This window comes from Actinomadura harenae (genome assembly GCF_003696215.1).
Lineage (GTDB): Bacteria > Actinomycetota > Actinomycetes > Streptosporangiales > Streptosporangiaceae > Spirillospora > Spirillospora harenae.
The window spans coordinates 51068-75618 of record NZ_RFFG01000018.1 but is presented as its reverse complement, the minus strand read 5'-3'; the positions used below and the strand labels follow the sequence as shown (position 1 = coordinate 75618).

The 24551-nt window shown below is 71.7% G+C and carries 21 protein-coding genes; 11 read left to right on the top strand and 10 right to left on the bottom strand.

From position 1 onward, the window contains the following. Window positions 1-20: 20 nt before the first annotated feature. Genes mca through EBO15_RS12860 form a run of 3 tightly spaced genes read left to right on the top strand, consistent with a single transcriptional unit; the run spans window position 21 to window position 2468 of the window. The gene (mca, locus tag EBO15_RS12870; protein ID WP_122194625.1) at window positions 21-878 is read left to right on the top strand and encodes a mycothiol conjugate amidase Mca; all 858 of its coding nucleotides are present in this window, start codon (window positions 21-23) and stop codon (window positions 876-878) included. After that, window positions 878-1198 carry a hypothetical protein gene (locus EBO15_RS45230; protein ID WP_199744502.1) on the top strand — a complete coding sequence of 107 codons (321 nt, stop codon included), beginning with the start codon at window positions 878-880 and terminating at the stop codon, window positions 1196-1198. The genes mca and EBO15_RS45230 overlap by 1 nt, the downstream gene beginning before the upstream one ends. 58 nt (window positions 1199-1256) lie before the next feature. Continuing rightward, window positions 1257-2468 carry a low temperature requirement protein A gene (locus EBO15_RS12860; protein WP_233616147.1) on the top strand — a complete coding sequence of 404 codons (1212 nt, stop codon included), beginning with the start codon at window positions 1257-1259 and terminating at the stop codon, window positions 2466-2468. 50 nt (window positions 2469-2518) lie between these two features. Here EBO15_RS12860 and EBO15_RS12855 read toward each other — a convergent pair whose 3' ends face one another. Next, a complete protein-coding gene (locus EBO15_RS12855; protein WP_233616146.1) occupies window positions 2519-2992 on the bottom strand; it encodes a pyridoxamine 5'-phosphate oxidase family protein in 474 nt (157 codons plus the stop codon). 95 nt (window positions 2993-3087) lie between these two features. On the opposite strand from EBO15_RS12855, the gene EBO15_RS12850 reads away from it, so the two are divergent. From EBO15_RS12850 to EBO15_RS12840, 3 genes are all read left to right on the top strand, one after another. Further along, complete coding sequence (locus EBO15_RS12850) at window positions 3088-4023, top strand: ribonuclease Z (RefSeq protein ID WP_122194585.1); 936 nt, start codon at window positions 3088-3090, stop codon at window positions 4021-4023. Between the two features lie 121 nt (window positions 4024-4144). After that, window positions 4145-4972 (top strand): glycoside hydrolase family 16 protein, encoded by an 828-nt coding sequence (locus EBO15_RS12845; protein ID WP_122194584.1) that lies wholly within the window; start codon window positions 4145-4147, stop codon window positions 4970-4972. A 28-nt stretch (window positions 4973-5000) separates the two neighbouring features. Next, window positions 5001-6359: a dihydrolipoyl dehydrogenase family protein gene (locus EBO15_RS12840; RefSeq protein ID WP_122194583.1), complete on the top strand. Its 1359-nt coding sequence runs from the start codon at window positions 5001-5003 to the stop codon at window positions 6357-6359. A gap of 5 nt (window positions 6360-6364) precedes the next feature. On the opposite strand, the gene EBO15_RS12835 is transcribed toward EBO15_RS12840, so the two are convergent. The 6 genes from EBO15_RS12835 to EBO15_RS12815 form a co-directional block, all read right to left on the bottom strand. After that, window positions 6365-7081 carry a type I-E CRISPR-associated protein Cas6/Cse3/CasE gene (locus EBO15_RS12835; protein WP_233616145.1) on the bottom strand — a complete coding sequence of 239 codons (717 nt, stop codon included), beginning with the start codon at window positions 7079-7081 and terminating at the stop codon, window positions 6365-6367. A 23-nt stretch (window positions 7082-7104) separates the two neighbouring features. Then, on the bottom strand, window positions 7105-7974 hold the full coding sequence (gene cas5e, locus EBO15_RS45970; protein WP_233616144.1) for a type I-E CRISPR-associated protein Cas5/CasD: 870 nt from the start codon (window positions 7972-7974) through the stop codon (window positions 7105-7107). Then, window positions 7971-9302 carry a type I-E CRISPR-associated protein Cas7/Cse4/CasC gene (locus tag EBO15_RS45965; RefSeq protein WP_233616143.1) on the bottom strand — a complete coding sequence of 444 codons (1332 nt, stop codon included), beginning with the start codon at window positions 9300-9302 and terminating at the stop codon, window positions 7971-7973. The genes cas5e and EBO15_RS45965 overlap by 4 nt, the downstream gene beginning before the upstream one ends. Continuing rightward, window positions 9299-9850, bottom strand: a complete 552-nt coding sequence (gene casB, locus EBO15_RS12825) for a type I-E CRISPR-associated protein Cse2/CasB (protein WP_122194581.1) — start codon at window positions 9848-9850, stop codon at window positions 9299-9301. The genes EBO15_RS45965 and casB overlap by 4 nt, the downstream gene beginning before the upstream one ends. Further along, window positions 9847-11448: a type I-E CRISPR-associated protein Cse1/CasA gene (locus EBO15_RS12820; RefSeq protein ID WP_122194580.1), complete on the bottom strand. Its 1602-nt coding sequence runs from the start codon at window positions 11446-11448 to the stop codon at window positions 9847-9849. The genes casB and EBO15_RS12820 overlap by 4 nt, the downstream gene beginning before the upstream one ends. A gap of 196 nt (window positions 11449-11644) precedes the next feature. Beyond that, window positions 11645-11899, bottom strand: coding sequence for a hypothetical protein (locus EBO15_RS12815; RefSeq protein ID WP_122194579.1), 255 nt, complete (start codon window positions 11897-11899; stop codon window positions 11645-11647). Between the two features lie 543 nt (window positions 11900-12442). Here EBO15_RS12815 and EBO15_RS12810 point away from each other — a divergent pair. Next, entirely contained in the window at window positions 12443-15541 is a 3099-nt protein-coding gene (locus EBO15_RS12810; RefSeq protein ID WP_147481481.1) for a P-loop NTPase family protein, read from the top strand. Here EBO15_RS12810 and EBO15_RS12805 read toward each other — a convergent pair. Then, on the bottom strand, window positions 15534-16787 hold the full coding sequence (locus EBO15_RS12805) for a COG4705 family protein (RefSeq protein ID WP_122194577.1): 1254 nt from the start codon (window positions 16785-16787) through the stop codon (window positions 15534-15536). The genes EBO15_RS12810 and EBO15_RS12805 overlap by 8 nt on opposite strands. Window positions 16788-16869: 82 nt before the next feature. Here EBO15_RS12805 and EBO15_RS12800 point away from each other — a divergent pair, with 82 nt between their 5' ends. The 4 genes from EBO15_RS12800 (at window position 16870) to EBO15_RS12785 (ending at window position 22303) form a co-directional block, all read left to right on the top strand. Beyond that, on the top strand, window positions 16870-17538 hold the full coding sequence (locus tag EBO15_RS12800) for a response regulator transcription factor (RefSeq protein WP_122194576.1): 669 nt from the start codon (window positions 16870-16872) through the stop codon (window positions 17536-17538). Window positions 17539-17543: 5 nt separating this feature from the next. After that, window positions 17544-18878 carry a sensor histidine kinase gene (locus EBO15_RS12795; protein ID WP_122194575.1) on the top strand — a complete coding sequence of 445 codons (1335 nt, stop codon included), beginning with the start codon at window positions 17544-17546 and terminating at the stop codon, window positions 18876-18878. Window positions 18879-18944: 66 nt separating this feature from the next. After that, window positions 18945-20930: a thioredoxin domain-containing protein gene (locus EBO15_RS12790; RefSeq protein WP_122194574.1), complete on the top strand. Its 1986-nt coding sequence runs from the start codon at window positions 18945-18947 to the stop codon at window positions 20928-20930. Window positions 20931-21127: 197 nt separating this feature from the next. Continuing rightward, window positions 21128-22303 carry a C40 family peptidase gene (locus EBO15_RS12785; protein ID WP_122194573.1) on the top strand — a complete coding sequence of 392 codons (1176 nt, stop codon included), beginning with the start codon at window positions 21128-21130 and terminating at the stop codon, window positions 22301-22303. Between the two features lie 56 nt (window positions 22304-22359). Here EBO15_RS12785 and EBO15_RS12780 read toward each other — a convergent pair whose 3' ends face one another. After that, window positions 22360-22998, bottom strand: a complete 639-nt coding sequence (locus EBO15_RS12780; RefSeq protein ID WP_158628209.1) for an acyl-CoA-like ligand-binding transcription factor — start codon at window positions 22996-22998, stop codon at window positions 22360-22362. Continuing rightward, entirely contained in the window at window positions 22979-24490 is a 1512-nt protein-coding gene (locus EBO15_RS12775; protein WP_233616142.1) for an MFS transporter, read from the bottom strand. The genes EBO15_RS12780 and EBO15_RS12775 overlap by 20 nt, the downstream gene beginning before the upstream one ends. Between the last annotated feature and the right edge of the window lie 61 nt (window positions 24491-24551).

Here is a 24551-nt window from a genome sequence, read left to right as displayed (position 1 = left end):
CCGGGCCCCGGCTGAGGCTGATGGCCGTGCACGCCCACCCGGACGACGAGTCGAGCAAGGGCGCGGCCACGATGGCGCGCTACGTCGCCGACGGCGTCGAGGTGCTCGTCGTCACCTGCACCGGTGGCGAGCGCGGCTCCATCCTGAACCCGGCGATGGACCGCCCGGAGGTCAAGGAGAACATCGGCAAGGTCCGCAACGAGGAGATGGCGCGCGCCCGCGAGATCCTTGGCGTCGAGCAGCGCTGGCTCGGCTTCGTCGACTCCGGCTTCCCCGAGGGCGACCCGCTGCCGCCGCTGCCGGAGGGCTGCTTCGCCCTGGAGCCCCTGGAGACGGCCGCCGAGCCGCTGGTCAGGGCCGTCCGCGAGTTCCGCCCGCACGTGATCCTCACCTACGACGAGAACGGCGGCTACCCGCACCCGGACCACGTCAAGACCCACGAGGTGTCGGTGGAGGCGTTCGAGGCGGCGGGCGACCCGGACCGCTACCCGGGCGTCGGCGGCCAGCCGTGGCAGCCGCTCAAGCTCTACTACCACATGACCTTCAACACGGGCCGGATCCAGGCGCTGGACGAGGCCATGACCGCCGCCGGCCTCGAGTCCCCCTACGCCGACTGGCGCAAGCGGGCCGAGGAGCGCCCGGAGCAGTGGGAGGTCACGACCCGGATTTCGTGCGGCGAGCACTTCGAGACCCGGGACAAGGCGCTGCTCGCGCACGCCACCCAGATCGACCCCGACGGCTTCTGGTTCGCCGTCCCGCTGGACGTCCAGCGCGAGGCTTGGCCGACCGAGGACTACCATCTGGCTAGGTCCCTGGTCGACACGGAGTTGCCGGAGGACGATCTGTTCGCCGGTATCCGGGAGAAGGTGTCCGTCTGATGCTCGCCCTCGCCACCACCACCGCAGCCACGGTTCTCGCCGACAAGAACATGCCGTTGAACAACGACACGGTCACCCCCGGTTTCCTGGGATTCGGCGTGTTCGTGGCCCTCGGTGTGGTGCTGGTCTTCCTCGTCCGCTCGATGAACAAGCGGATGAAGGGGATCCAGGCCCCCAAGGAGGCCGACCTGAAGCAGCAGGATTGGGAGCGCGCCGAGGCCGCCAAGGCGGAGGCCGAGCTGGAGGCCAAGGCGGAGGCCAAGCTGGAGGTCAAGGCGTCTTCCGCGGAGGCCAAGGCGCCGGCCGACTCCGAGTCCTGATCGTCCCGTTCCGGTGAACGCGCCCTCCCCCCAGGCGCGCCCGGACGGTCCGGAGCCCGTGACGCGCGTGATGCGCGTCCGGGACGGCGGCCAGGGCGGCAGGGTCACCTTCTTCGAGCTGTTCTTCGACCTCGTCTTCGTCTTCGCGGTCACGCAGCTCTCGCACGGCCTGCTCCAGCACCTGACCTGGCGCGGCGGCTTCGAGACGCTGATCCTCCTGATGGCCGTCTGGTGGGCGTGGATGTACACCTGCTGGACGACCAACTGGTTCGATCCGGACCATCCGGCCGTCCGGATCATGCTGGTCGGCGTGATGGTCGCCGGGCTGCTGATGGCGGCGACGCTGCCCGGCGCGTTCGGCTCGCGCGGCATCTGGTTCGCCGTGATGTACGCCACGATCCAGGTCGGCCGGACGATCTTCGTGGCCTGGGCCACCCGGCGGCACTCGCTCGGCAACAACTTCCAGCGCGTCCTGACGTGGCTGTCGGCCGCGTCCCTGCTGTGGATCATCGGCGGCCTGGTGGACGACCCGTGGAAGCGCGCCCTGCTGTGGGTGGCCGCCATCGGGGTCGAGCAGCTCGCGCCGTGGTGCGGGTTCCTCGTGCCCGGCCTCGGCCGCTCGTCCACCACGGACTGGGACATCGACGGCGGGCACCTGGCCGAGCGCTGCCAGCTCTTCGTGATGATCGCGCTGGGCGAGTCGGTGCTGGTCACGGGCGCGACGCTCAGCGGCCTGGAGGTGGACGCGGCGCACGTCGCGGCGTTCGCCTCGGCATTCGTCGGCAGCGTCGCGCTGTGGTGGATCTACTTCGACCACACCGCCGAGGTCGCCTCCGAGCGGATCGCGGAGTCCGACGACCCCGGACGGCTCGGACGCTCGGCGTACACGTTCATGCACTTCCCGATGGTGGCGGGCATCATCGTCGGGGCGGTCGCGGACGAGATGGTCATCGCGCACCCGTCCGGGCACGTCTCCGGCGGCATGGTGGCGGTGGCGCTCGGCGGGCCGCTGCTGTTCGTCGCGGGGCACGCGCTGTTCAAGCGGGCGGTGTTCGGGACCCTCACGGTCGCGCGCGTCACCACGATCGTCCTGCTCGTCGCGCTGGTCCCGGTCGCGGGGCTGCTCACACCGCTCCTGCTGAGCCTCACGTCGACGCTGATCATCTCCGTGCTGGCCCTCTGGGACGTCCGCGCGTACCAGCGCACGCGGCGCGAGCGGGAGGCCGCCGCGCTCGTCCTCGCCGAGCCGGACGCCCCCGCCCGCGCCTGAGCCGCAGCGCCCTCCGCGCCCCCTGCGCCCCCTGCGCCCCCTGCGGGGGGTCAGGCCTTGCCGTGGTCCCAGCTGACGACGCGGTCGGGCTCCATCACGATGAGGACGCGCTTGGACATCGCCTGCTCCAGTCCGGCGGCGAGCCCGGGGTCGACCGGGGCGCCGACCTCCGGGACGGGCAGCCCGGCCATCCGGGACCCGACGACCGCGCCGATCTTCAGCAGGGGTTCGCGGTCCTCGATCACCAGGCCGCGTCCGTAGAGGGCGACGCCGCGCAGCTCGCCGTACTGGACGCCGTCCTCGACCAGGCACGTCATGACCGGGTCGCGGCGCAGGTTCAGCACCTTCTGGGACGCCCTGTAGGTGGTGAACGCGATCCGGCCGTCGAGCAGCGCGTAGAACATCGTGACCAGGTGCGGTTCGCCGCCCTGGCCGACGGTCGCGACCTGCACCTTGTGGCTCTCGCGGAGGAACGCCGCGACCTCGTCGGGGCTCATCCTGATCTTCTCGCGCTTGCTGGCCACGGGCGACCTCCCGGTCCTGGGGGCGGGCATGGGCGGAACGACCCGCCCAGAATAATCAAGCGGTTGTTTCGGACGATCACCGGCATCATGGTCGGGTGTCCGTACGTGAGCTCGTCGTCCTCGGCTCGTCCAGCGCCGTCCCGACCCGGCACCGCAACCACAACGGCTACCTGCTCCGCTGGGACGGGCAGGGCGTGCTGTTCGACCCCGGGGAGGGCACCCAGCGCCAGATGATCATGGCCGGGCTGGCCGCGAACGACATCACCTGGATGTGCCTGACCCACTTCCACGGCGACCACTGCCTGGGCGTGCCGGGCCTGGTCCAGCGGATCGCGCGCGACGGCGTGGCGCACCCCGTCCACGCGGTGTTCCCGGCGAGCGGCGCGCGGTACTGGGAGCGGCTGCGGCACGCGACCCCGCACCGCGAGAGCGACGTGATCGTCGAGACGCCCGTCGCGGGGGAGCGGGCCACGCTCGCGACCGGCGACCCGTTCACGCTGACCGCGCGCCTCCTGTCGCACCCGGTCGAGGCGTACGGGTACCGGCTGGAGGAGCCGGACGGCCTGACGATGCTGCCCGCGAGGCTCGCCGAACTCGGCGTCCGCGGGCCGCTGGTCCGCGGCCTCCAGGAGGACGGCCGCGTCACCACCCCGGACGGACGCGCCGTCACGCTGGAGGAGTGCTCGGTCCGGCGTCCGGGGCAGAAGGTCGCGTTCGTCATGGACACCCGGCTCTGCGACGGCGTCTACGAGCTCGCCGAGGGCGTGGACCTGCTGGTCATCGAGTCCACGTTCCTGGACGAGGAGGCCGCGCTCGCCGCCGACTACGGGCACCTCACGGCGGGTCAGGCGGGCGAGGTCGCCAAGCGCGCCGGGGTCGGGCGGCTCGTCCTGACCCACATCTCCGAGCGGTACCGGCCGTCCGACGAGCCGCGCTTCGTCGAGCAGGCCGCGCGGGTCTTCGACGGCGAGATCACGCTCGTCCACGACCTGGACCGCATCCCACTGCCGCCCCGCCGCGCCCCGCACTGAGCCGTCCGCCGAGCGGCCGACCGGGCAGGGGATTCAACGACGTTCGGCGGGCGAAAGCAAGAGAGCGGCAACAATCGGCATTTCTGCTGACTCGTCGCCCCGGGAACGATCTGATGGGCCCATGGGGATCTCCGTGACCGCCCGGGCCGGGGCGGCGGTTCTGCTCGTGGCGGGGCTCACCGCGGCGTGCTCGGGCTCCGGCTCGAACGATCACGTGCGGCCGCCCACCGCCGGGAGCGCCCCGGTGCCGAGCCCGGTGCCGAGTCCGGCGCCGACGACCGACCCGCCGACGCCGTCCATGTGGGGGAAGCCGGTCGTCCAGGACGGGTTCGACGGCGGCTCGGTCGACACGTCCAAATGGATCGTCTACAACAGCCCGAACGACCGCGTGAACCCGCGCACCCCGGCCGCGACCAAGGTGGACGCCGGGACGCTGCGGCTCACCGGCGGCATCTACGACGGCAGGGACCTCTCCGGCGGCATCGCCTCCCGGCTGACCCTCACGCACGGCCGCTGGGAGGTGCGGATGCGGGCGGAGAAGGGCGCCGGCTACTCGGCGGTCGCGCTGCTCTGGCCGAAGGTGTTCGGCGTCCCCGAGAAGGCCGAGATCGACTTCGCGGAGATGATCGACCCGACGAAGCAGAGCACCGACCAGTACGTCCACTACGGGCCGAACGACACGCAGAAGCACCACGTCCTGCGCGCCGACTTCACGCAGTGGCACGTGTTCGCGCTCGACTGGCTGCCGCACCGCCTCACCTTCTGGCTGGACGGCCGGAAGGTCTGGGACTACCAGGGCGACCTCACGCCCGAACGCTCCCAGATGGGGCTCGCCCTCCAGAACGACCAGGTCTGCGACCGGGGACCGGCGTTCTGCCGCAACGCGTCCACCCCGAAATGGGTGACCATGTACGTGGACTGGATCAAGATCTTCCGGGCCCCCGGTTGACCCGGCCCGGGTAGGGCAGGATGGCCGCATGAGCACATCGGTGGACGTCGTCGTGATCGGAACCGGCCCCGGCGGCGAGGACGCCGCCGGACGCCTCGCGGACGCGGGCCTGTCGGTCGTGGCCGTCGAGTCGCGGCTGGTCGGCGGCGAATGCCCGTTCTTCGCCTGCGTCCCGACGAAGATCATGGCGCGCGGTTCCGACCTGGTCGCCGAGGCCCGCCGCGCGGACGGGCGGGCCGCCGCCACGGCCGTCACGCCCGACTGGGCGCCGGTCGCCGCCCGCGTCGCCGACGAGGCCACCGCCCACTGGACCGACCAGTCTCACGTGGACCGGCTGACGGCGCGCGGCGTCCGCGTCGTCAAGGGACGCGGCCGGATCACCGCGCCCGGCGAGGTCACCGTCGACGGCGAGGTCTTCCGCGCGTCCCGCGGCGTCCTGCTGAACACCGGCACCAGCCCGACCGCGCCGCCGGTCGAGGGCCTCGCCGACCTGCCGTACTGGACGAACCGGGACATCGTGAAGGCGACCACCGCGCCCGCGTCGATGCTCGTGCTCGGCGGCGGCGTGGTCGGCGCCGAACTCGCGCAGATCTTCGCCCGCTTCGGCACCCACGTCACGATCGTGGAGGTCGCGGACCGGCTCCTCGCGCTCGACGAGCCCGAGTCGTCCGCGCTGGTCGAGCGGGTCTTCGCCGCCGACGGCATCACCGTCCGGACGAGCGCGAAGGTGACGTCGGCGTCCTACGACGGCACGGCGTTCACCCTGTCCCTGCCGGACGGCGACCTCACCGCGGAACGCCTGCTCGTCGCGGCGGGCCGCCGTCCCAACCTCCGCGACCTCGGCCTCGAGCACTACGGCGTCGACGAGACCGCCCGCGCCGTCCCCGTCGACGACCACCTGCGCGCCGCCGACGGCCTCTGGGCGATCGGCGACATCACCGGCAAAGGCGCCTTCACCCACATGTCGATGTACCAGTCCGCGATCGCCGTCCGCTCGATCCTCGGCGAGGACGGCCCGCCGGCGACGTATCACGCCGTCCCGCGCGTCACGTTCACCGACCCGGAGATCGGCGCGGTCGGCCTCACCGAGGCGCAGGCCCGCGAGCAGGGGCTCCGCGTCCGCGTCGGCACCACGAGGATCGCCGACTCGACCCGCGGCTGGATCCACGGCTCCCCGGGCAACGAGGGCTACATCAAGCTCGTCGAGGACGCCGACCGGGGCGTCCTCGTCGGCGCGACCGCCGCCGGTCCTTACGGCGGCGAGGTCCTCGGCGCGCTCGTCACCGCCGTCCACGCCCGCGTCCCCACCGACACCCTCCGCACGATGATCTACGCCTACCCGACCTTCCACCGGGCCATCGAGTCCGCCCTCGCCGACCTCGCCTGACCCGGTCAGCGGGTCAGGACGAGCCCGCAGCTGTACGCGCGCGCGTGGCCCACACCGTCGGAGAGCGCGGTCACGAACGCCGCGGGGTCGGTGACGGCCAGGGACCCGCGCAGCTCGGCGCGGGCGACCTTCAGCCCCTTGTGAGCGGCGGAGCTGGACACCGTGGGCAGCATGCGCACGGCGATGCACTCGGGAGCGGCGGCGCCGCCGGTGTCGCCGCCCGCGCCGTCACCGTCGCCGAATCGGCGCGCACACCACTTCCTGACGCCGTCGGGATGGGTGTGCGCCACGCGCCGTCCGCGAAGTCGCCGCCCGTCCGGGCCGGGCCTCGCCTTGCTGTACGTGGGGTTCACGACCGAGCGGAAGGCGACGGTGTCGCCGACACGGAACGTGCGGTCGACGGTGATGAGCTCGGGCTCCTCCCGCAGGACGCCCTTGGGCAGCCGCCCCCAGTCCGCCGCCACCCTGGACTGTACGACGAGGACCACGGCGGCCTCCCTGAGGTTCAGCGTCCAGGCCGACAGGACGCCCATCTGCGCGCGGGCGTCCGAGCTGCCGTCCTCGACCCACCCCTGAAAGCCGCTCATCACGGTGCGGTGCATCTCCTGCGCGTCGACCAGGGATTTCGTGACGAAGGGGTGGCGCGCGTCCAGCGTCAGCACCGAGTGCAGCGCCACGAACCGGGCGCTCGCCGCCGTGCCGGGCCGGGGTGGATCACTCACGGGATCGTGCCGGGGTGGATTGCTCACGGGATGATGCCCTTCCATTCGGCCGCGTCCGGGGCGAGCGTGATCCTGCGGGCGATCTCCCAGCGCGTGGTGTGTTCGGGGCCCATGGCGCCGAAGGCCACCGGCTGGTCGTGCACTGGCCGCGAGCCGTGCTCGGAAGGCGGGACCTGGAACCAGGCCCAGACCCGGTTCTCCGGGGGGTCGGTCTCGTCCGGGCCGGGGAGCAGGCGGTGCCCGCGGAAGACCGTGTCCAGGTCGCCGGGGAACGTGCCCAGGGAGAGGGTCCCGGACGGCGGACAGGACTTGCGTCCCAGCCACAGCAGGTGCCGCGGGTGCTCCAGCGCCCAGCCGACCGACGCCAGGAAGTCCTCGTCCTCGTGCTGGAGACCGACCAGGAAGCACGCGTCGGCGAGGTACCAGCGCTCGGTGATGAGGGCCGCGCGGGACACCTCGCGGGACACGTGCACCCCGGACACGGGGTCGGCGGAGATCCTCTTGGGCGCGCCGTACCAGTCCGCGAGCGTGTGATGCCCGAACCGGTCGCCGGTGGCCGCGTCGAGCCCGTCCTGGACGGCCGCGGCCCGCCGATGGTCCAGGATCAGGTCACGAGGACGCAGGGGAAAGGTCCCCGCCCCCACCGTGTGGAAGTCACGGACGGGCACGCCGGGACGGTCCGCCCGCACCCCGAACACGGCACGCGCCAGCTCTCCCAGCACCGTCGACTCGGTCGCCTCCATGGAACGCGGCAGGCCCAGCGCCGCCGCGCACATGCCGATCACCCCCGACTTGGTGGGGCGGCTGTGCGAGTCCCGGCGGGCGGAGAAGCGGCTGGCCACACCCCACGACTGAAGGGGCCCCGCCAGCCGGATGAGCAGGACGGACGTCACGACGTCAGTCCCTCGACGGTGTCCACGCGCCGCGCGTCCGGCGGGCACAGGTCGTCGAGAAGCGCGTCGACCTGCGGGTCGTAGGTGAGCAGGCGGGACGCGCCGATGCCGGGACGGCGCTTCCCGACGAACGCGTGGTGCCGGAGCAGCCGCCTCACCCCCGCCGCCCCGGCCGGCCCCTCGCCGCCCTTGTCCTCGGGGCCCTCGTCGACGGGCTTCTGGAACGCGGCCGCGTAGTTGTACGGGCGCTCGCCCTCGAAGGCCAGGACGAGCGCGGGCAGCGACCCCGTGGAGGCCGTCGAGTTCTTCTTCGCCTCGGGGAACGCCTCGACGAACGCGGTGACGAACTCCCGCTCCGCCGCGACGGCGACCTCGTCCGCCTCCGCCTCGGACATCCCCGCCGCCCGGAGGTTCGTCCTCAGCCGCCTTCGGTCGAGGACGGCGTGCCGGTAGAAGGTGCCCGAGATCAGCGACTGGTAGCCCGTCATCCCGGCGCCCGCGTCGTCCGCGGCGTCCAGGAAGTCCAGCGCGTTCCTCTTCCGCTGGAGCTTGGCGTCGTCCGCGGCGGCGAAGAAGTCGTCCACGGTCTCGGCCTCCTGGATCGTGAACGCGTGCGCGCTCTGGACCGCGCCGTCCACGTTGGGGGAGTCGGCGATCTCCGCGAGGAACCGGCCGTAGAGCGCGATGTCGATCGCGTCGCGCGGAGCCAGCGCCGTGAGCACCGCGGCCCGCGACTCCTTCGGCAGGGGCGGCAGGTCCTTCCTGCCCTTCTCGCCGTCCTCGGAGGGCTCCTCGGACGCCTTTCGCGCGCCCCGCTTCGGCTTCGCGGTGGCGGCCTGGGCGGCGACGTACGCGTCCCGCCAGGGCCGCAGCTCCCCGGCGCGGGCCGCGATGTGCGCGGCGATCCGCTCGTCGGTGTCGGTGGGGGCGAAGAGCAGCACCTTGGTGAGGTTCGCGACGGTCGGCTTCGACGGATCGCCGAACTTCAGCCCCACCGCCTCCAGGACGGCCCGCGCCGTGACCACCGCCTCGTCCCGCTCCCAGCCGTGCGAGGTCTCCAGGACCCGGGCCGTCAGCAGCGCCCACTCCCGGGTGCGCTGCCCCATCGTGTGCCCGGCCAGCGGCCCGACCCCCGCGTTCGCGCGGTCGCGAGCATGGGTCCGCTCGGCGCGCCGCCGGGCCTGACTGGTGATCATGTGCCGTTCGCATCCGCCGTAGACGATGGTCTTCGGGGCCCCGTTCTCGTCCCGGACCGGGAGGACGGCCGCCAGCGTCTCCAGCAGGTGGAGGGAGAGGAACTGCGCCCGTGGGGCTGAGGTCTCGGTCACGTGCTGCTGCCCTTCTGGCCGCTGGTCGGAGACTGGCTCCGCGGTTCGTGGAAGTCGACCGCCCACCGGTAGGCGACACGGGCCCTCCGGTCGTTCCACCGGTCGAGGTCGACGGCGAGTTCGGTCCAGGACGGCGGCCGCTGCTCACAAGCGCGGAGCCGCGCGACGCCGTGCTGAAGGTGACGCCAGGGGACGCGCCGGCTGGACACGATCCGGTCGACCAGCCGCGTCGCGCCCGGGTCCTCGGGGCCACGCGCCGCCGGACGTCCGATCCTGCGCGCCGCCTCGCCGAAACTGCCGTGGCCGCGCGTGGGGGTGCCCACGCCCCGGTGGTACACGGCGAACAGGAAGGCGACCTGCTCGAACACCTCGCGCTTGTCCTGGTCCGCGGCGAACCACCCGGCCTGATACCTGGTGCTGCTGCTTGCGGTGACGCGCCGGAGCTGCGCGAGATCGCCGTACCGCCGGTCGAACACCAGCGTCATCAGCCAGGCCGTCAGCCGTGCGGCGTCCGACTCCACGGTCTCCTGTCCGTTTGGGCCGGTCATGCGTCTCCGTTCGGGACGACGCCCAGGTCGTCCGGTGCCTTGGGGCCGGTGAGGAACCTCGTGAATCCGCGATGCGCCGCCGCCCGCGCGCGCAGCCCCTGGCCGTTCCTCGGCAGCGAGTCCAGGCACTTGTCCAGGAGCTCGCGCGCCGACTCCACGAGCCACAGCGTGTACCCCGGCATGCAGTCGTCGACCTTCGCTCCGTCGGCCACATCGGCGAGCAGCGTGTGGAAGGGCTGCTCGGTGGCCTTCCACTGCATCCCGCGCGCGTCGAAACGGGCGATCTGCGCCTTCTTGTCGGCCGGTTTGGGGTTCGGGAACATGACCGCCCACGCCTTGAACGCCGCATGGTCCAGGGCCCGGGCGATGTGCTCCGCCACCCTGGACCCCCGCAGCGACGCCGCGTACAGCGCCGGAGCCTGACCCGGCGCGAACGGGAACACACTGGCGACCCAGCCGATGGGGGAGGACTTGTTGGCGACGAGGCCGACCGCGAGCAGATCGAAGGGACGCCGTGCCGTCCCCTCCTCCTTGGGCAGCTGCGCGAGCCGCTCGTAAAGGCCGCCCGACCTGGACTCGACCGCCGCGTACAGGGCATGCGCCTCACGCCACAGGTCACGCGTCGGTGAGGGCCACAGCGGCTTGGACACTCCGTCGCGCGTCTCCGACCTCACCGCGTCCTGGAGGTGCTTCTCGTCGTCCAGGTCGAGCAGCTCACCGGCGCCGATCAGGACCCGGTCGACGACGGCCCGGTCACCGGAGAGCCCGGCCTTCGGCCGCAGCAGCACCGAACGTCCCAGGTAGCTGTGCAGATCCGCGTACCCCTCGACCGGACGGGGCTTCGGTCGCGCCTCGAAACCGCGCCGCCCGATCGGCCCCTCGGTCCACGTCAGGTTGAGGACCCGCGGGTCCTCGGCGGTCGGCGTCAGGTTCAGCCGCAGGGTCTGCCCCAGCGTTCGCCCGAGCGCGAGGACCCGGACGCGTCCGCCGAGCCGTCCGGCCGAGAGATTGGTGATGGCCGGGCCCAGGGTCTCCTTCCCCGACACCCGCGCCCGACCGGGCACCCCGAAAACGTGCTGCGTCAGCACGGCCCGATACGCCTTGGCCGCGGGAAGCGGATCGGGATGCTCCAGATGATGATGATCGGCGAACTGGTTGTAATCCCCGGCCCGCTCGATCACCAACTGAGCCGGCCCCGTCCCATGCCCCTCAAGAAACTCACCGAGCAGCGCATTCTGCGAGAGCGGCCGAGTGGCCGAGAACAAATTCCAGTCTTCATCGAGCTGTTCCTCCAACCAGGAGGCCACCTCGCCCAACGGGCGCTCCTCCCGAACCCACCGCCGCCACTCCTCGTCCGACACGGGGTAGGTGCCCGAGGCATAACACAGGGCCAGCAGGAACTCGATGACGGCGACTTTCTCCCCGGGAGTCTCCCCGTCCACGTCCGCCAACGCATCAGCACCCGAGAACAACTCCGTAAGCCGCCGCTCGACCACCCGTCCGTCCAACACAAAAGCGCGAACGAACAAGTTCCTCCGGGGATCCCAACGCGGTACTACCTCGCCCCCACCGGAGGCCGATTCATCAGTCGGCTGCATGACAGCGAACCTTCCATTGCTCCACGGCCACCTCGCATCGAAGAGAGGGCCAACCCCGCTGTGGGCGGGGACAATGTTGCACGGGCCCGTCAAGGGGTCTTTCTACGGGGACATTCCTGCTCATACAGGAGTCGTGGGGTGATGCGAAGACTTCCACAGTGCAGTCGGGTTCGTCCGGAGATTGATGAAGACTGCTTCAAAAGGTCTTTCTACCTTCCGGCTTGGAAGCGCGCGACGTGGGGTTTCTGCTTTTCGGACGACGAAAATGCTGGTCGCGGTCGGGACCTCGGCGCACCAGGAGCGCCAGGGTCGCCCGTGCGTCGCGGCGGCGGGCCGGGGAGCGGGAGGCGACCGAGACCAATGCGACGCTGAACATCGTCACGGCGTAGGTGAGCCCTGTCGCGGCGGCCAGGATCGTGGCGTTCGTCAGCAGGGCGGGCAGTACGGACATGATGGGGGCTCCTCCCGGACGAGCCGACCGAACGTTCGTGGTCGACGACTGCACCGGTTGTCTCGTGTCCGGCAGGTTTCCGGCGAGGTCGGATCTCTGGTTCGGTCGTGTTGCCGCTGGCCAGGGGCAGGAAAGAAAATTCCGCGGACTGACGTGAGGGCGGGTGAAATGAGCGTGGGGGATGAGCCGGGCTCGCAAAGGGAGGCCCGGGAGAGTTTCGCGGTCGCACTGAGGTCACTTCGCGACCAGGCGACGAACATCCGAGGCCGCCCCCTCACGAGTACGGAGATCTGCAAGAGGGCGGGTGCGAGCAGGACGAGATTCAGCGAGTGGGTAAGCGGGAGGGAGACGCCGACGTCGGACGAGTCGTGGCAGGTGGCCCGGAACGCGATCAAGGTCATGGAGCGACACCTCCGGAAGTCGGTGCGTACGCCACAGCAGTGGGACGACCTCTGGAAGGCAGCTCGGGAGGAGGCTGAGAGGAACAGGGGAGGTAAGCCGCGTAAATCCGGCCATTCGGCTCCTCGCCTGTACCGGCCTCATTTGGCTGAGAAGTGCAGACCTCAGGAGCTGAAAGGGCGACAGGCCGACCTCGACCAGCTGCACGAGCTGGTCGGCAGTGGCTCGGGCTACCTGTCGCTGGTGGCGCCGCCCGGGGCGGGAAAGACCGCGCTGCTCGCCACTTTCGCCGCGGACTTCGCGTTGCCGAACACCGACCTTGTCGCCTACTTCGTCACCCAGTTCAGGAGCGACTCGGCTCGGGACTTCCTCGCGACCATGTGCGCCGAACTGAGTAAATATGTGAGGAAGAAGCCGCCTGCCGCTCGGGATGCCGCCGTCGCTCTTCTCGAGCTGTATAAGGCGGCTGCTGCGAAGAGCGTGGATAATCACAGAAATCTACTGATATTGATCGACGGGCTGGACGGTGATGTCGGGCCCTCCTCAGATGACGTGAGTATTGCCTCGCTGCTCCCGCCAAGGCCGTACGCGGGGCTGGTCGTTCTGGTCAGTCATCGGTGGCATCCGCCCCTGCCGGACGACGTCCTGCCGGACCATCCCTTGCGGAAGGCTGTTCCGATCGCGGGGTTTCGGCCGTCGCTCGAGGCGGCGACCCTGCGCGCTGTGGCTCGACGCGACCTCACCGCGTTGCTTGCTGACGGGGGTTCCTGGAAGCAGGAGATCGTGGGCTTTCTGGCGGTGGCCAACGGCGCTCTCACAAAGAACGACCTGGTCAAGCTGGTCCGGACCGGTGGGCATACCGAAATGACGATCCCTCACGATCTGGATCTTCTGCTGCACAGCGTTGCCAGCCGGGGGCTCTGCCCTGCGGAGTTGGAACCCGACGCGTTCGTCCTGGCGTACAGGGATCTGTACCGAGCGGCCTTGGGCGCGCTGGACGAGGACACGCGCTCGGCGCTCCTCCAGCGCATCCATGGGTGGGCCGATGGGTATCGGGAGGCGGGATGGCCTGCTGATTCGCCTGGGTATCTGCTTCACGGCTATCTGGATCCCCTGCCGTGGACCGGTGGCGGCGAGCGGCGTGTCGCGTTCGCGCTCGACCATCGTCGGCTGCTGAGGCTTGCGGACCGAGGGCGGGCCGATCTTGCGCTCGCCTCGTTGGACGAGGTCGCGCAGATGGTGCCGACGCCTGTCGTCCTGGCGTCGGCGGCGGCGTCGAGGTCGCTGCTGGAGGCGCGGAGCCGGCCCGTTCCGCGCGCGGTGTTGCGGGCGTTGTGCCTGGTCGGGGATGTGGAGAGGGCACGATCGCTGGCCTTGAGGACGGATGATCCGGCTTCCAAGGCGGTCCGGCTCGCTGAAGTGGTCCGAGTGCTCTCGTCCCTGGGGACGGAGGGGGAGGCGAAGGAGCTCGCGCGTGAGGCGGCGGTGTGGGCCGAAAGGGCGGAACGGGAGCCCGGTTCGACATCCGGCGCGGCCGAATGGGACACCTGGGCGATCGTCCCGCGGACGGCCGTCGTCCTGGCCGAGGTGGGACTGGCCGACGACGCGATTCGCCTGCTGAGCGGCGTGGACCTCTGCCGTCCGGAGAACGTCGAACCGGCGGCAAGGGCAGCGGGCCTGCTTCGCGGATCCGACCCCGCCTTCGCGGAGCGGGTGTCGAGGGCCCTATTCGACGAGGCGGAGCGTCAGGAGGTGGACGCTCCGGTTTTCGCAGTTCAGATCTGGGCGTCCCTGACCGAGCACGATCCGGGACGACGCGACGAGTGCCTGCGGAGGATGAAGGAGCTCTCCGAAGGGCTGGTGGCGGATTCCTCCGGTCTCGTCGCGGTCGACTGCTGTGCCATGACCGCTTCTGCGCTGGCCAAGGCAACGGGGGACGACATCCAGGGATCGGAGACCTGGCCTCAGGCCCGTGAACTGGAGAAGGTCGCGAGGGACGGGGCGCGGCAGGCCCTGGGCACCGCGCGGGACGACAGGCTCGGTGACTCGCTGGCTCTGTTGGTGCAGGCGCGCCTTGACCTCGGCCTGCTACGTGCTGAGACCCACGACATGCTCGCTGGGTTTCCAGCGGAGGTCACGGCGCGGGCCGCGTCACTGCTCGACGCCGAGGCGGAGGACGTTGGTGAAGCAGAAGAGGCGTCTCTGCTGTGCGAGGTTCAGCATTCGTCCAGTCTTGGTAACGGTCCGCAGCTCAGGCGGCGTCTCGATGAGCACATGAAGGCCGTCGCCGAGGGGGAGGCGCAGGTCGCTTGGCTTCCCTTCCTTGCTGAAGCGCTCGTGCGTGCTGGCGAGGACGCGGACGCCCGGCTTGCCTCATTGACGACCGGACGGACTGACCCGCTGCTGCATGTGCGCGTGCTGGGGGCGGCGACCAGGGCGTATGCCGAGGGGCGGCGTTCTGGCGAGGCAGTGCGGTGTGCGGTGGAGGCGGTGGCGGTCGCTGAGAGGGCGGGGGCGGCGCGGACGCCGGAGATGCGGGCCCTGGTCGCTCAGGCGTTCGCACATGGAGGCGAGGGTGAACGAGCGGCGCAGTGGGCCCGTCCGGCCTCGGGGGCGCGGCCGTTCGGGAAGGCCGGGATTCCCTATCGGCGGGCCGCTCTGGCCGTTCGGGCAGGGCTCGATCCGGCGGGGTTCGTGGCGCGGGTCGTGGCCGACGGCCTGCCGGGGGTCGGGATGACGGCGTCCGGGGGCGAGCTGTTCGAGGCATTCCGGTGTCTTGCCGCCGGGATGCGGGTGGAGGCGCGCGTTGCGTCCCTGCGGACGGCGGCAGGGGCCCGGCTCGCCACCGAGCCCCTGCTGGCCACCGGCCTCGCACTGCTGCAGGCCGCGCGCGGTGAGGAAAAGGACGCTCGCAGCCTTGTCGATGAGGTTCCGGATCCTGCCGCCAGAGGCATCGCGCAGGCGACGGTCGCCGGATATCTGTCAGGTGTCCCCGCGTACCTCGACGTCGCCGCAGGTGAGGACGGTTGGACTCTGTCGGTGCTCCGCGTCCTCGCGCATCACACGCGTCCAGGGGAAGCCACGGGGACGGCCCACGCCGCCGAACTGATCGCCGGGGCCCTGGGCACCGGCGGCTGGTACTGGGCACTTCCGGCGCTGGCGCGAACCGATCCGGACGTGGTGCACGCGGTCGCCGAGGTGCTCGACCGCCACCGGCGGATCGGGGCGCCGTCGCTCACTTGAGTGAGGTGAGGAGGGCGTTGAGGGCGTGGATCTCGGCGGCCTTGTCCGGCTTCGGGGCGCGTAGTGCCTTGAGGACGTGGTCGATCTCGCCGTCGAGGAAGGTCCAGGCCTTCGGGTTCTTGCGCTGGAGCTTGGCCTGGTCGTCGTCCCAGGCGGTCTCGAGGGCGGTGACCCGGGTGGTCGCGGCCGCCTGGTGGCCCGCGTTGAGCTTGGCCAGGGTGTCGGCTGTGATCTTGCGGAACCTGGCGATGTCGGCGGGAGGGAACGAGGACGTGGCCTGCTTCGGGGTGAGAGGGGCGGACGAGGGGGCGGGTCCGTCCTCCTCGGAGGCCACGGCCGCGTGCGGCCGCTGGTGCGCCCAGACCAGGAGCGCCGTGGCGGCGATCGCCACGAGGGCGTAGTAGCCGAGCATGATCCGCTCGCGCGCCGGGTCCGCCGCCCGTGCGGTCTGGTTCGGGCCGCGGGTCTCGATGACGTCGCTGCGGCTGCGGGCGAGGTAGAGGACGGTGGCGAGGATCGCGGCCAGGAAGATCACGCTGGTCATCGCGGTGCCGAGGCCCAGGCCGCCGTCGCCGCCGGGCGAGGCGAGCCAGTCGCCGAGGTTGGCGCCGAGCGGGCGGGTGAGGATGTAGGCCAGCCAGAAGGAGAGCACCACGTTCGCGCCGAGGCGCCACGCGAGCACGATGGCCGCGATGAGTCCGAGCGGGAGGAGCACGGAGACGCCGGGGGCCCAGCCCGTCAGCTCCAGGGTCCAGTCGCCGGTCGCGGTGCCGAGGGCGAAGGTGACCAGGACGGCGAGCCAGTAGAAGAGCTCGCGGGAGCGGGTGACGATGCTGTGGATCGACAGGGTCCGCTCGCGGGCGTACCAGATCCCGAAGACGACGGCGAGGACGCCGGCGAACACGCTGCTGCTCACCGCGAGGGGGACGCCCTGGCTGTCGGTGAGGATGTCGGTGTAGAGGGTGCCGGTCACGCTGAGCACCACGACGGTGAGCCAGTACACGAACGGGACGTAGCGCCTGGTGCCGAGCTGCCAGCCCAGGGCTCCGGCCAGAACGGCGGTGAAGAGCAGCGAGGTGTTGATGAGGCCGACACCGAGGGTCGTGTTGATCCAGTCGGCGAAGCTCTCACCGACCGTGGTGCAGAGGATCTTGATGACCCAGAACCAGATCGTGACCTCGGGGACCTTGTTCAGCATCTGGCGGGCCCCGGGGGTGGCCGCGGCCGGTTGAGTGGTGGTTGCCATGGGCGGGAGGCTCGCACGGCGGACCTGAACACAACCTGAGCAGCGGTTCGGGCACGCGCCCGCCCCGGCGATACTGGCCCGCGTGACTGCTCACCGTGTGCTGGTCGTCGAGGACGACCACGGACTGCGCGACGTGCTCGCCCGGGGCCTGCGCGAAGAGCACTTCGAGGTGCTCACCGCCGCCGACGGGGCGGGCGCGCTGCGTGCCGTCCACGACCGGGTGGACGCCGTGGTCCTGGACGTCGGCCTGCCCGACTCCGACGGGCGGGACGTCTGCCATGCCATGCGCGCGGCGGGCTTCGACGCGCCCGTGCTCTTCCTCACCGCCCACGACGGGCTGTCCGACCGGCTGTCGGGCTTCTCGGCCGGGGGCGACGACTATCTCGCCAAACCCTTCCACCTGGCCGAGCTCGCGGCCCGGGTGCGCGCCGCGCTGCGCCGGGGCGGCCGCGAGCCCGCCGTAGAGGTGGACGGCCTGCGGCTGGACCCGGTCGCGCACGTGCTGGAGTCGGCGAGCGGCGCGGCCGTGGCGCTCACCCCGACCGAGTTCCGGCTGCTGGCCTGCCTGATGTCCGCCCCCGGCGCGGTGGTCCGCAGGCGGACGCTGCTGCGTGCGGGGTGGCCCGAGGGCGCCCTGGTCAGCGACAACACCTTGGACCAGTACCTGGTGCGTCTGCGGCGCAAGCTGCGTGAGGCGGGCAGCGCGCGGGGCATCGCGACGGCGCGCGGTGTGGGCTACCGCCTCGCATGAGGGTCATGCGAGCCCCCGCGACGCTGCGCGGCCGCCTCAGCCTGGTCGCGCTGGCCACCACCGCGATCTGGGTCGCCGTGCTCACCGCCGTCTTCAACGCGGAACTGGGCGCGCACCTGCGCGGGCAGGCGGACGACCTGGTGCGCACCCGCGCGGTGGCGGTGGCGGCGACGATGGAGGCGCGACCGGACGGCCGGATCGTGGAGCGCGAACCGGCGGACGACCGTGCCCTCGACGTCGGGATCTGGATCTACCAGGGCGCCAGGGCCATCCAGCGTCCCAGCGCCTCGTCCGCGCTCCAGGGCCGCGCGGACCGGCTGGCCGGGAGCGGGACGGCCTTCACGGACACGCCCGAACCGCACGCCTTCCGGCTGTACGCGCTACCGGTGATGGCAGGGGACCGGCAGGTGGGCACGGTCGTCGCGTCGGTCGGCCTGGACGCCTACCGCTTCACCGCCCGGTCGGCGCTGGCCGGTTCCATCGGGCTCTGCGTGCTGCTGCTCGCCGGCATCTACCTCGTGACCCGCACGGTGGTCGGCCGGGCCCTGCGCCCGGTGGGCCGGATGAGCGCCCAGGCCGCCGAGTGGAGCGAGCACGGCACCGCCCGCAGGTTCGGGGCGGGCGGGCACCTCGCCGAACTCGCCGGGCTCGCCGGCAACCTCGACCAGCTCCTCGACCGCCAGGCCGCGATGCTGCGCCACGAGCGGCAGCTGACGGCCGAGCTCTCCCACGAACTGCGCACCCCCCTGGCCCGGATCACCGCCGAGACCGACTGGCTCACCGCCCGTCCCCGTGACGCCGACGACCGGCGCACCTCGCACGAGGCCATCGCCGACGCGGCGGCCCAGATGCAGCGGATCTGCGAGACCCTGCTCTCCGAGGCCCGCACCCGCGCCGGCCAGGTCCCCGGCCGCTGCGTCGTGGACGACGTGGCCCGGGCACTGGCCGAGCGCAGCCGCGAGGAGCACCCCGAGGCCCCGCCCGTCACCGTGGTCGGCGACGGCGCGACCGTCGGCGTCCCCGCGGCGCTCGTGGAGCGCATCCTCACCCCGCTGCTCGACAACGCCCGCCGCTACGCCGTGCACCGGATCACCGTGGAGTCGGCGCGGCGGCCCGGCGGGGTGTTGGTGGCGGTGGCCGACGACGGCCGCGGTGTTCCCGGGACGGTGGGCGCGGCCGTCTTCGAGGCGGGTCGTCGCGCCCACCCGGACGACGGCCACGACGGCGCGGGTCTCGGTCTCCCCCTGGCCCGCCGCCTCGCCCGCTCCGCCGGGGGCGACATCACCCTCGCTCCCACGCCCGGCGGCGCGAGGTTCGTGGTGGCGCTGCCCGCAGGGTGATGACGATCTCCGGTCATCCTCGCCCCCGCTGACATTCTCTGGCGGGAGGCGGGGGAGGATCGGAGGATGAACCGTCTCAAGGACGCGACCAGCCCTTATCTGCTGCAGCATGCCGGGAATCCGGTGGACTGGTGGGAATGGGGCGAGGACGCCCTGGCCGAGGCGCGTCGGCGGGATGTTCCGATTCTGCTTTCTGTCGGGTACGCGGCCTGTCACTGGTGTCATGTGATGGCGCACGAGTCGTTCGAGGACGGGCCGACGGCGGGCCTGATGAACGAGTTGTTCGTCAACATCAAGGTGGACCGCGAAGAGCGGCCGGACATCGACGCGGTCTATATGGAGGCCACGCAGGCGATGACCGGGCAGGGCGGGTGGCCCATGACGGTGTTCATGACGCCGGACGGGGCGCCGTTCTACTGCGGGACGTATTTTCCGCGTGAGCATTTCCAGGCGGTTCTGCGGGCCGTCGACAAGGCGTGGCGGGAGCAGCGGGACGACATCGAGCAGCAGGGACGGCACGTCGTCGAGGTGCTGACGTCCAAGGAAGGGAAGGCGGGGCTGGCCGGCGGGCTCGCGCCGGACGGTGACGCCCTGATCGTCGCGGCCCAGGAGCTGGCCGAGGATTACGACGCGGCGCGCGGCGGGTTCGGGGGCGCGCCGAAGTTTCCGCCGTCCATGGTTCTGGAGTTCCTGCTCCGGCATCACGTGCGCACGAGGGACGACCAGGCGCTCGCCATGGCCGGGCACTCGTTGGAGGCCATGGCGCGGGGCGGGATGTACGACCAGTTGGGCGGCGGGTTCGCGCGGTACTCGGTGGACGCGTCGTGGGTCGTCCCGCATTTCGAGAAAATGCTGTACGACAACGCGCTTCTGGCGCGGGTCTACGCGCATTGGTGGCGCATCACCGGAAGTGTGTTCGCGCGCCGGATCGCGTTGGAGACGTGTGACTGGATGGTCCACGATCTGCGGACGGCGGAGGGCGGGTTCGCCTCGGCGCTGGACGCCGACAGCGAGGGCGAAGAGGGCCGGTACTACGTCTGGACGCCCGAGCAGCTGGAGGAGGTCCTCGGCGCGGAGGGCGCGGCGTTGGCCGTGGAGCTCTTCGATGTGACGGGAACGTTCGAGCACGATTCGTCGGTTCTCCAGTTGCATGACGATCCGGACGATCGCGCGCGCTACGAGCGGATCCGCGCGGCGTTGCTGGCCGCGCGGGAGCGGCGGGTTCCGCCCGCGCGGGACGACGAGGTCGTGGCGTCGTGGAACGGGCTCGCGGTGGCCGCGCTCGCGGAGTGCGGGGCGTTGTTCGGGCGTCCGGATCTGGTCAGGGCGGCGGAGGAGACGGCCGGGCTGCTGGTGGACGTCCACCTGCGGGACGGGCGGCTGACCAGGACGTCCCGCGACGGTGTCGCCGGAGCCAATGCGGGCGTGCTCGACGACTACGGAAATGTGGCGGAGGGGCTGCTCGCGCTGCACGGCGTCACGGGTGATCCGAAGCATCTGCGGCTGGCGGGCGAGCTGCTGGAGACGGTCCTCGAGCACTTCTCCGACGGAGCGGACGGCTTCTACGACACCGCCGACGACGCCGAGCGGCTGTTCCAGCGGCCGAAGGACCCGACGGACAACGCGTCGCCGTCGGGACAGTTCGCGGCGGCGGGCGCGCTGCTGTCGTTCGCGGCGCTGACCGCGTCCTCGTGGGCGCGCGAGGCGGCCTGGGGGGCGCTCGCTCCCGCCAAGGTCCTCGTCGAGCGGGGCGCGGCGCGGTTCGCCGGGTGGGGTCTCGCGGTCGCCGAGGCGAACCTCGCGGGTCCGCTGGAGATCGGGATCCTCGGTGAGGCGGACGACCCGCGCACGCACGAGCTGCACCGGACGGCGCTCATGGCGACGTCGCCGGGCGCGGTCGTGAGCATCGGCGTTCCGGGCACGCGGGACGTGCCGCTGCTGGACGGCCGTCCGCTGGTCGACGGGGTGCCGACGGCGTACGTGTGCAAGGGGTTCGAGTGCAGGCTTCCGGTCACGACCACCGCGGCGCTCGGACGCGAACTACAGGAGTAATTGGACTATGCGTCCATTTTTGTCGGGACGTGACCTTGATCTCTCCTGTGGTTGGTGTTACCACTTGGTAGCGGAGACGGGACTGACCCAAAGCGGCCCGAAGGGGCAGGGTGCCGGCGGAGACGCCGGGTATCTGGACTCTGGTCGCGAATCTGCGCCATAGTTCGGTGGTCCATGAACGACGAGGGAGCGATGCCGTGCGCAAGCCGAACCGCCGGGTTCTACCGACGATCATCGGCGTTTCGGTCGTGACCACCCTGGCCGCGAACACGGCCGTCGTGGTGGCCTACGGCGGGCGCGCGCACCATGCGCCGCAGACGATGACCGGACGGTACGTCGCGGCGTCCAGCGACTCCGCGCTCACGCCGCCCGCCGTCGCGCCGCTCGGCAAGCGTCTCGCGCCCCAGGTGCTGGTCGCCGGGTCCTCGACGCTGCCCGCGGACGTCATCGCCAAGGTCAAGGCGATGAAGGGCGTCCAGGGCGTCGAGACCGTGGACGCCGTCCAGGCCATGGTCGGCGGCAAGCGCGTCGGCCTGATGGGCGTCAACGTCTCCACGTTCCGCGAGTACACGCCTGAGCCGACCGCCAAGTCGGACGCGCTGTGGCGCAACATCGCCGCCGGCGACGTCGCGATCTCGTTCACGATGGGCAACGACGGCGGGGTCGCGCTCGGCAGCCGGGTCCCGACGGGCGGCACCGACCACACCTCCGAGCTGCGCGTCGGCGCGTACGCGACGATGGGCATCGGCGACGTGGACGCGGTCGTCTCGCATCAGACCGCGATGGCGCTCGGCCTGCCGTCCGGGAACGCGATGCTGGTCAGCGCCCCGAAGACGGACTCGGTGAAGCTGCTCAAGGCGGTCCGCAAGGCGCTGCCGAAGGGCCTGAAGGCCGTCCAGGTCGACCCGAAGATCGACGTCCCGGCGTCCTCCGGCGGCACGACGGGCGCCGCGAACGGCAAGGTCATGACCGCGTCGCAGGTGCAGACGGTGATCCGCGCCGCCGCGTCCCGGATCGGCTGGCCGTACGTGTGGGGCGGCGAGTCGGAGGCCGAGGGCGGGTACGACTGCTCGGGCCTGCTGCTCTACGCCTTCAACAAGGCCGGGATCCGGATGCCGCGCGTGGCCGCCGACCAGGCGCGTACCGGCTGGGTGATCCCGTTCAGCCAGGCGCAGCCGGGCGACCTGCTCATCTGGGCGAACGACCCGACCGCGCCGGGCTACATCTCGCACATCGCGCTCTACATCGGCGACGGCAAGATGATCGTCGCGCCGCACACCGGGACGGACGTCCAGATCCAGACCGTGTACTTCCGCAACTTCAAGGGCGCCGTCCGGGTCAGCCCGCAGATGGCCGCCCGCGCCGCCGGCTGACCGGCCCGCACAGGCCCTCGCACGGCCCCGCACAGGCCCTCGCACGGGCCGTCCGCCTAGAGGGGGCAGCCCGCCGCGAGGAACGTGAGGTTGTGGTCGACGAGTCCGGCCATGGCCTCGAAGTCGACGACGCCGTCCATCCACGCGTACATCGCCGACATCAGGACGCCGGTGACCGCCCACGCGAGCGCGTCGGCGTCCAGGTCGTCCGGGCGGCGCCCGGTGCGCTCGGCGATGAGCTCCTTGAGCACGCCCTGCGTGCCGGACCGCATCGCCTCGAACATCCGGGCCCGGACGGACGGGACGTCCGCCGTGAGCCGCAGCCGGGTCATGACGAGTTCGCGGTCGCTGACGAACATCTCGGGCAGCAGTTCGCCGAAGACCCGGCGCAGCGCCTCGATCGGCGGTAGTTCGGCGGGCTGCCGCCGGAACAGGTCCACCATGACGGGGTCGTACTCGTCCGAGACGATCACGTCCTCCTTGGTGGGGAAGTACCGGAAGAACGTGCTGGGCGAGATCTCCGCGGCGGCCGCGATCTGCTCGACCGTGGTGTCGTCGTAGCCCTGGCGCTCGAAGAGCCGGAGGGCGTGGTGCTGGATCGCCCTCCGCGTCTTCAGCTTCTTGCGCTCCCGCAGCGGCAGCCGGTCCAGCGGGTCGTCGGACCGGACGGGCTGCTCAGGACTGGACGTGTTCATGTTCCGATTCTGGGGCATCGACGGCCCGCCGCGCCGGACGGGGGAGCAGCCGCCACACCAGGAGGGCCATGAGGAGCGACCCGGCGGCGCAGGCGACGAGGACGGCGCTCATCCCGGACGTGTAGGCGTCCCGCGCGCCGTGCAGCAGCGCCGGGTCACCCGACGTCCGCGCCACGGCCACGGCCTGGCCGACGGATTCGCGGGCGGCGTGCGGGACGTCCGGCCCGAGCCGGTCGCGGTACACGGCGGACGACAGGCTGCCGAGCGCGGCGACGGCGAGCGCGCCGCTGGTCTGCCGGACGGTCTGGACGAGCCCCGAGCCGCGTCCGGCCTGGTCGTCCGGAAGGCCGGCGAGCGCGAGGTCCATCGCCGGGACGAGCGCGAACCCGGTGCCGAGCCCCGTGATCGCGAGCCAGGTCGCGATGAAGGCGGAGGACGACCCGGCCCCGCTGAGCGCGCCGAGCCCGAGCCCGGGGACGAGGACGAGCAGTCCGGTGAGGATGAGCGCCTTGTGCCCGAACCGGGGCGCGAGGCGGTCGACGGCGAGCCCGGCGGCGAGCAGCCCGGCCATCAGCGGGATCATCCGCAGCCCGGTGCCGAACGCGTCGGCGCCGCGCACGGCCTGGAGGTACTGCGGCAGGACGAACAGCGCGCCCGACATCACCACGGTGCCGACGGCGCCCGCGACCGTCCCCCAGAGGAAGTTCGGGGAGCGGAACAGCCGCAGGTCCATCAGCGGAAGGGGGACGCGCGACTCGTAGGCGACGAGCGCGCCGAGCAGCGCGAGCCCGGCGCCGAGGGAGGAGAGGACGACCGGGTCCGTCCAGCCGTTCTCGGGGGCCTGGATGACGCCGAAGACGAGCAGCGCGAGCCCGGACGCCGACAGGGCCGCGCCGACGAGGTCCAGCCGCGGCGCGGACGGGTCGCGGGACTCGGGCAGCAGCAGCGCGACCGCGACCGCGCCGACGACGACCATCGGCACGTTGATCAGGAAGATCGAGCCCCACCAGAAGTGCTGGAGCAGGACGCCGCCGAGGAGCGGCCCGAGCGGCAGGCCGAGCGCCATCGCGCCGGACCAGACGGCGATCGCGCGGGTGCGCTCCTCCGGCGGGAAGATCGCGGGCAGCATCGACATGGACAGCGGTGTCACCATGCCCGCGCCGACGCCCATCACCATCCGGGCGGCGATGAGGCCGTCCGCGCCGGTCACGAGGCTTCCGGCGAGGGACGCGGCGCCGAAGAGGGCGAGCCCGAGCAGGAGCAGCCGCCTGCGTCCGAACCGGTCGCCGAGCAGCCCGGCGGGGAGCAGCGTCGCGGCGAACACCAGGACGTAGGCGTCCACGATCCACTGCAACCGGCTCGTCCCGGCGTGCAGGCGGACGGAGAGCGTCGGCAGCGCGACGTTCAGGATCGTCAGGTCGAACCCCAGCGCGAGCAGCGCGAGCGCGAGCGCGCCGAGCCCCCACCAGCGCCGTGTCTTCGCGGACATCATGACGGTCACCCTTCTTTGGATGTGACTATGAAATGAGAGTAGCTCTCAAAAGATGGTGACT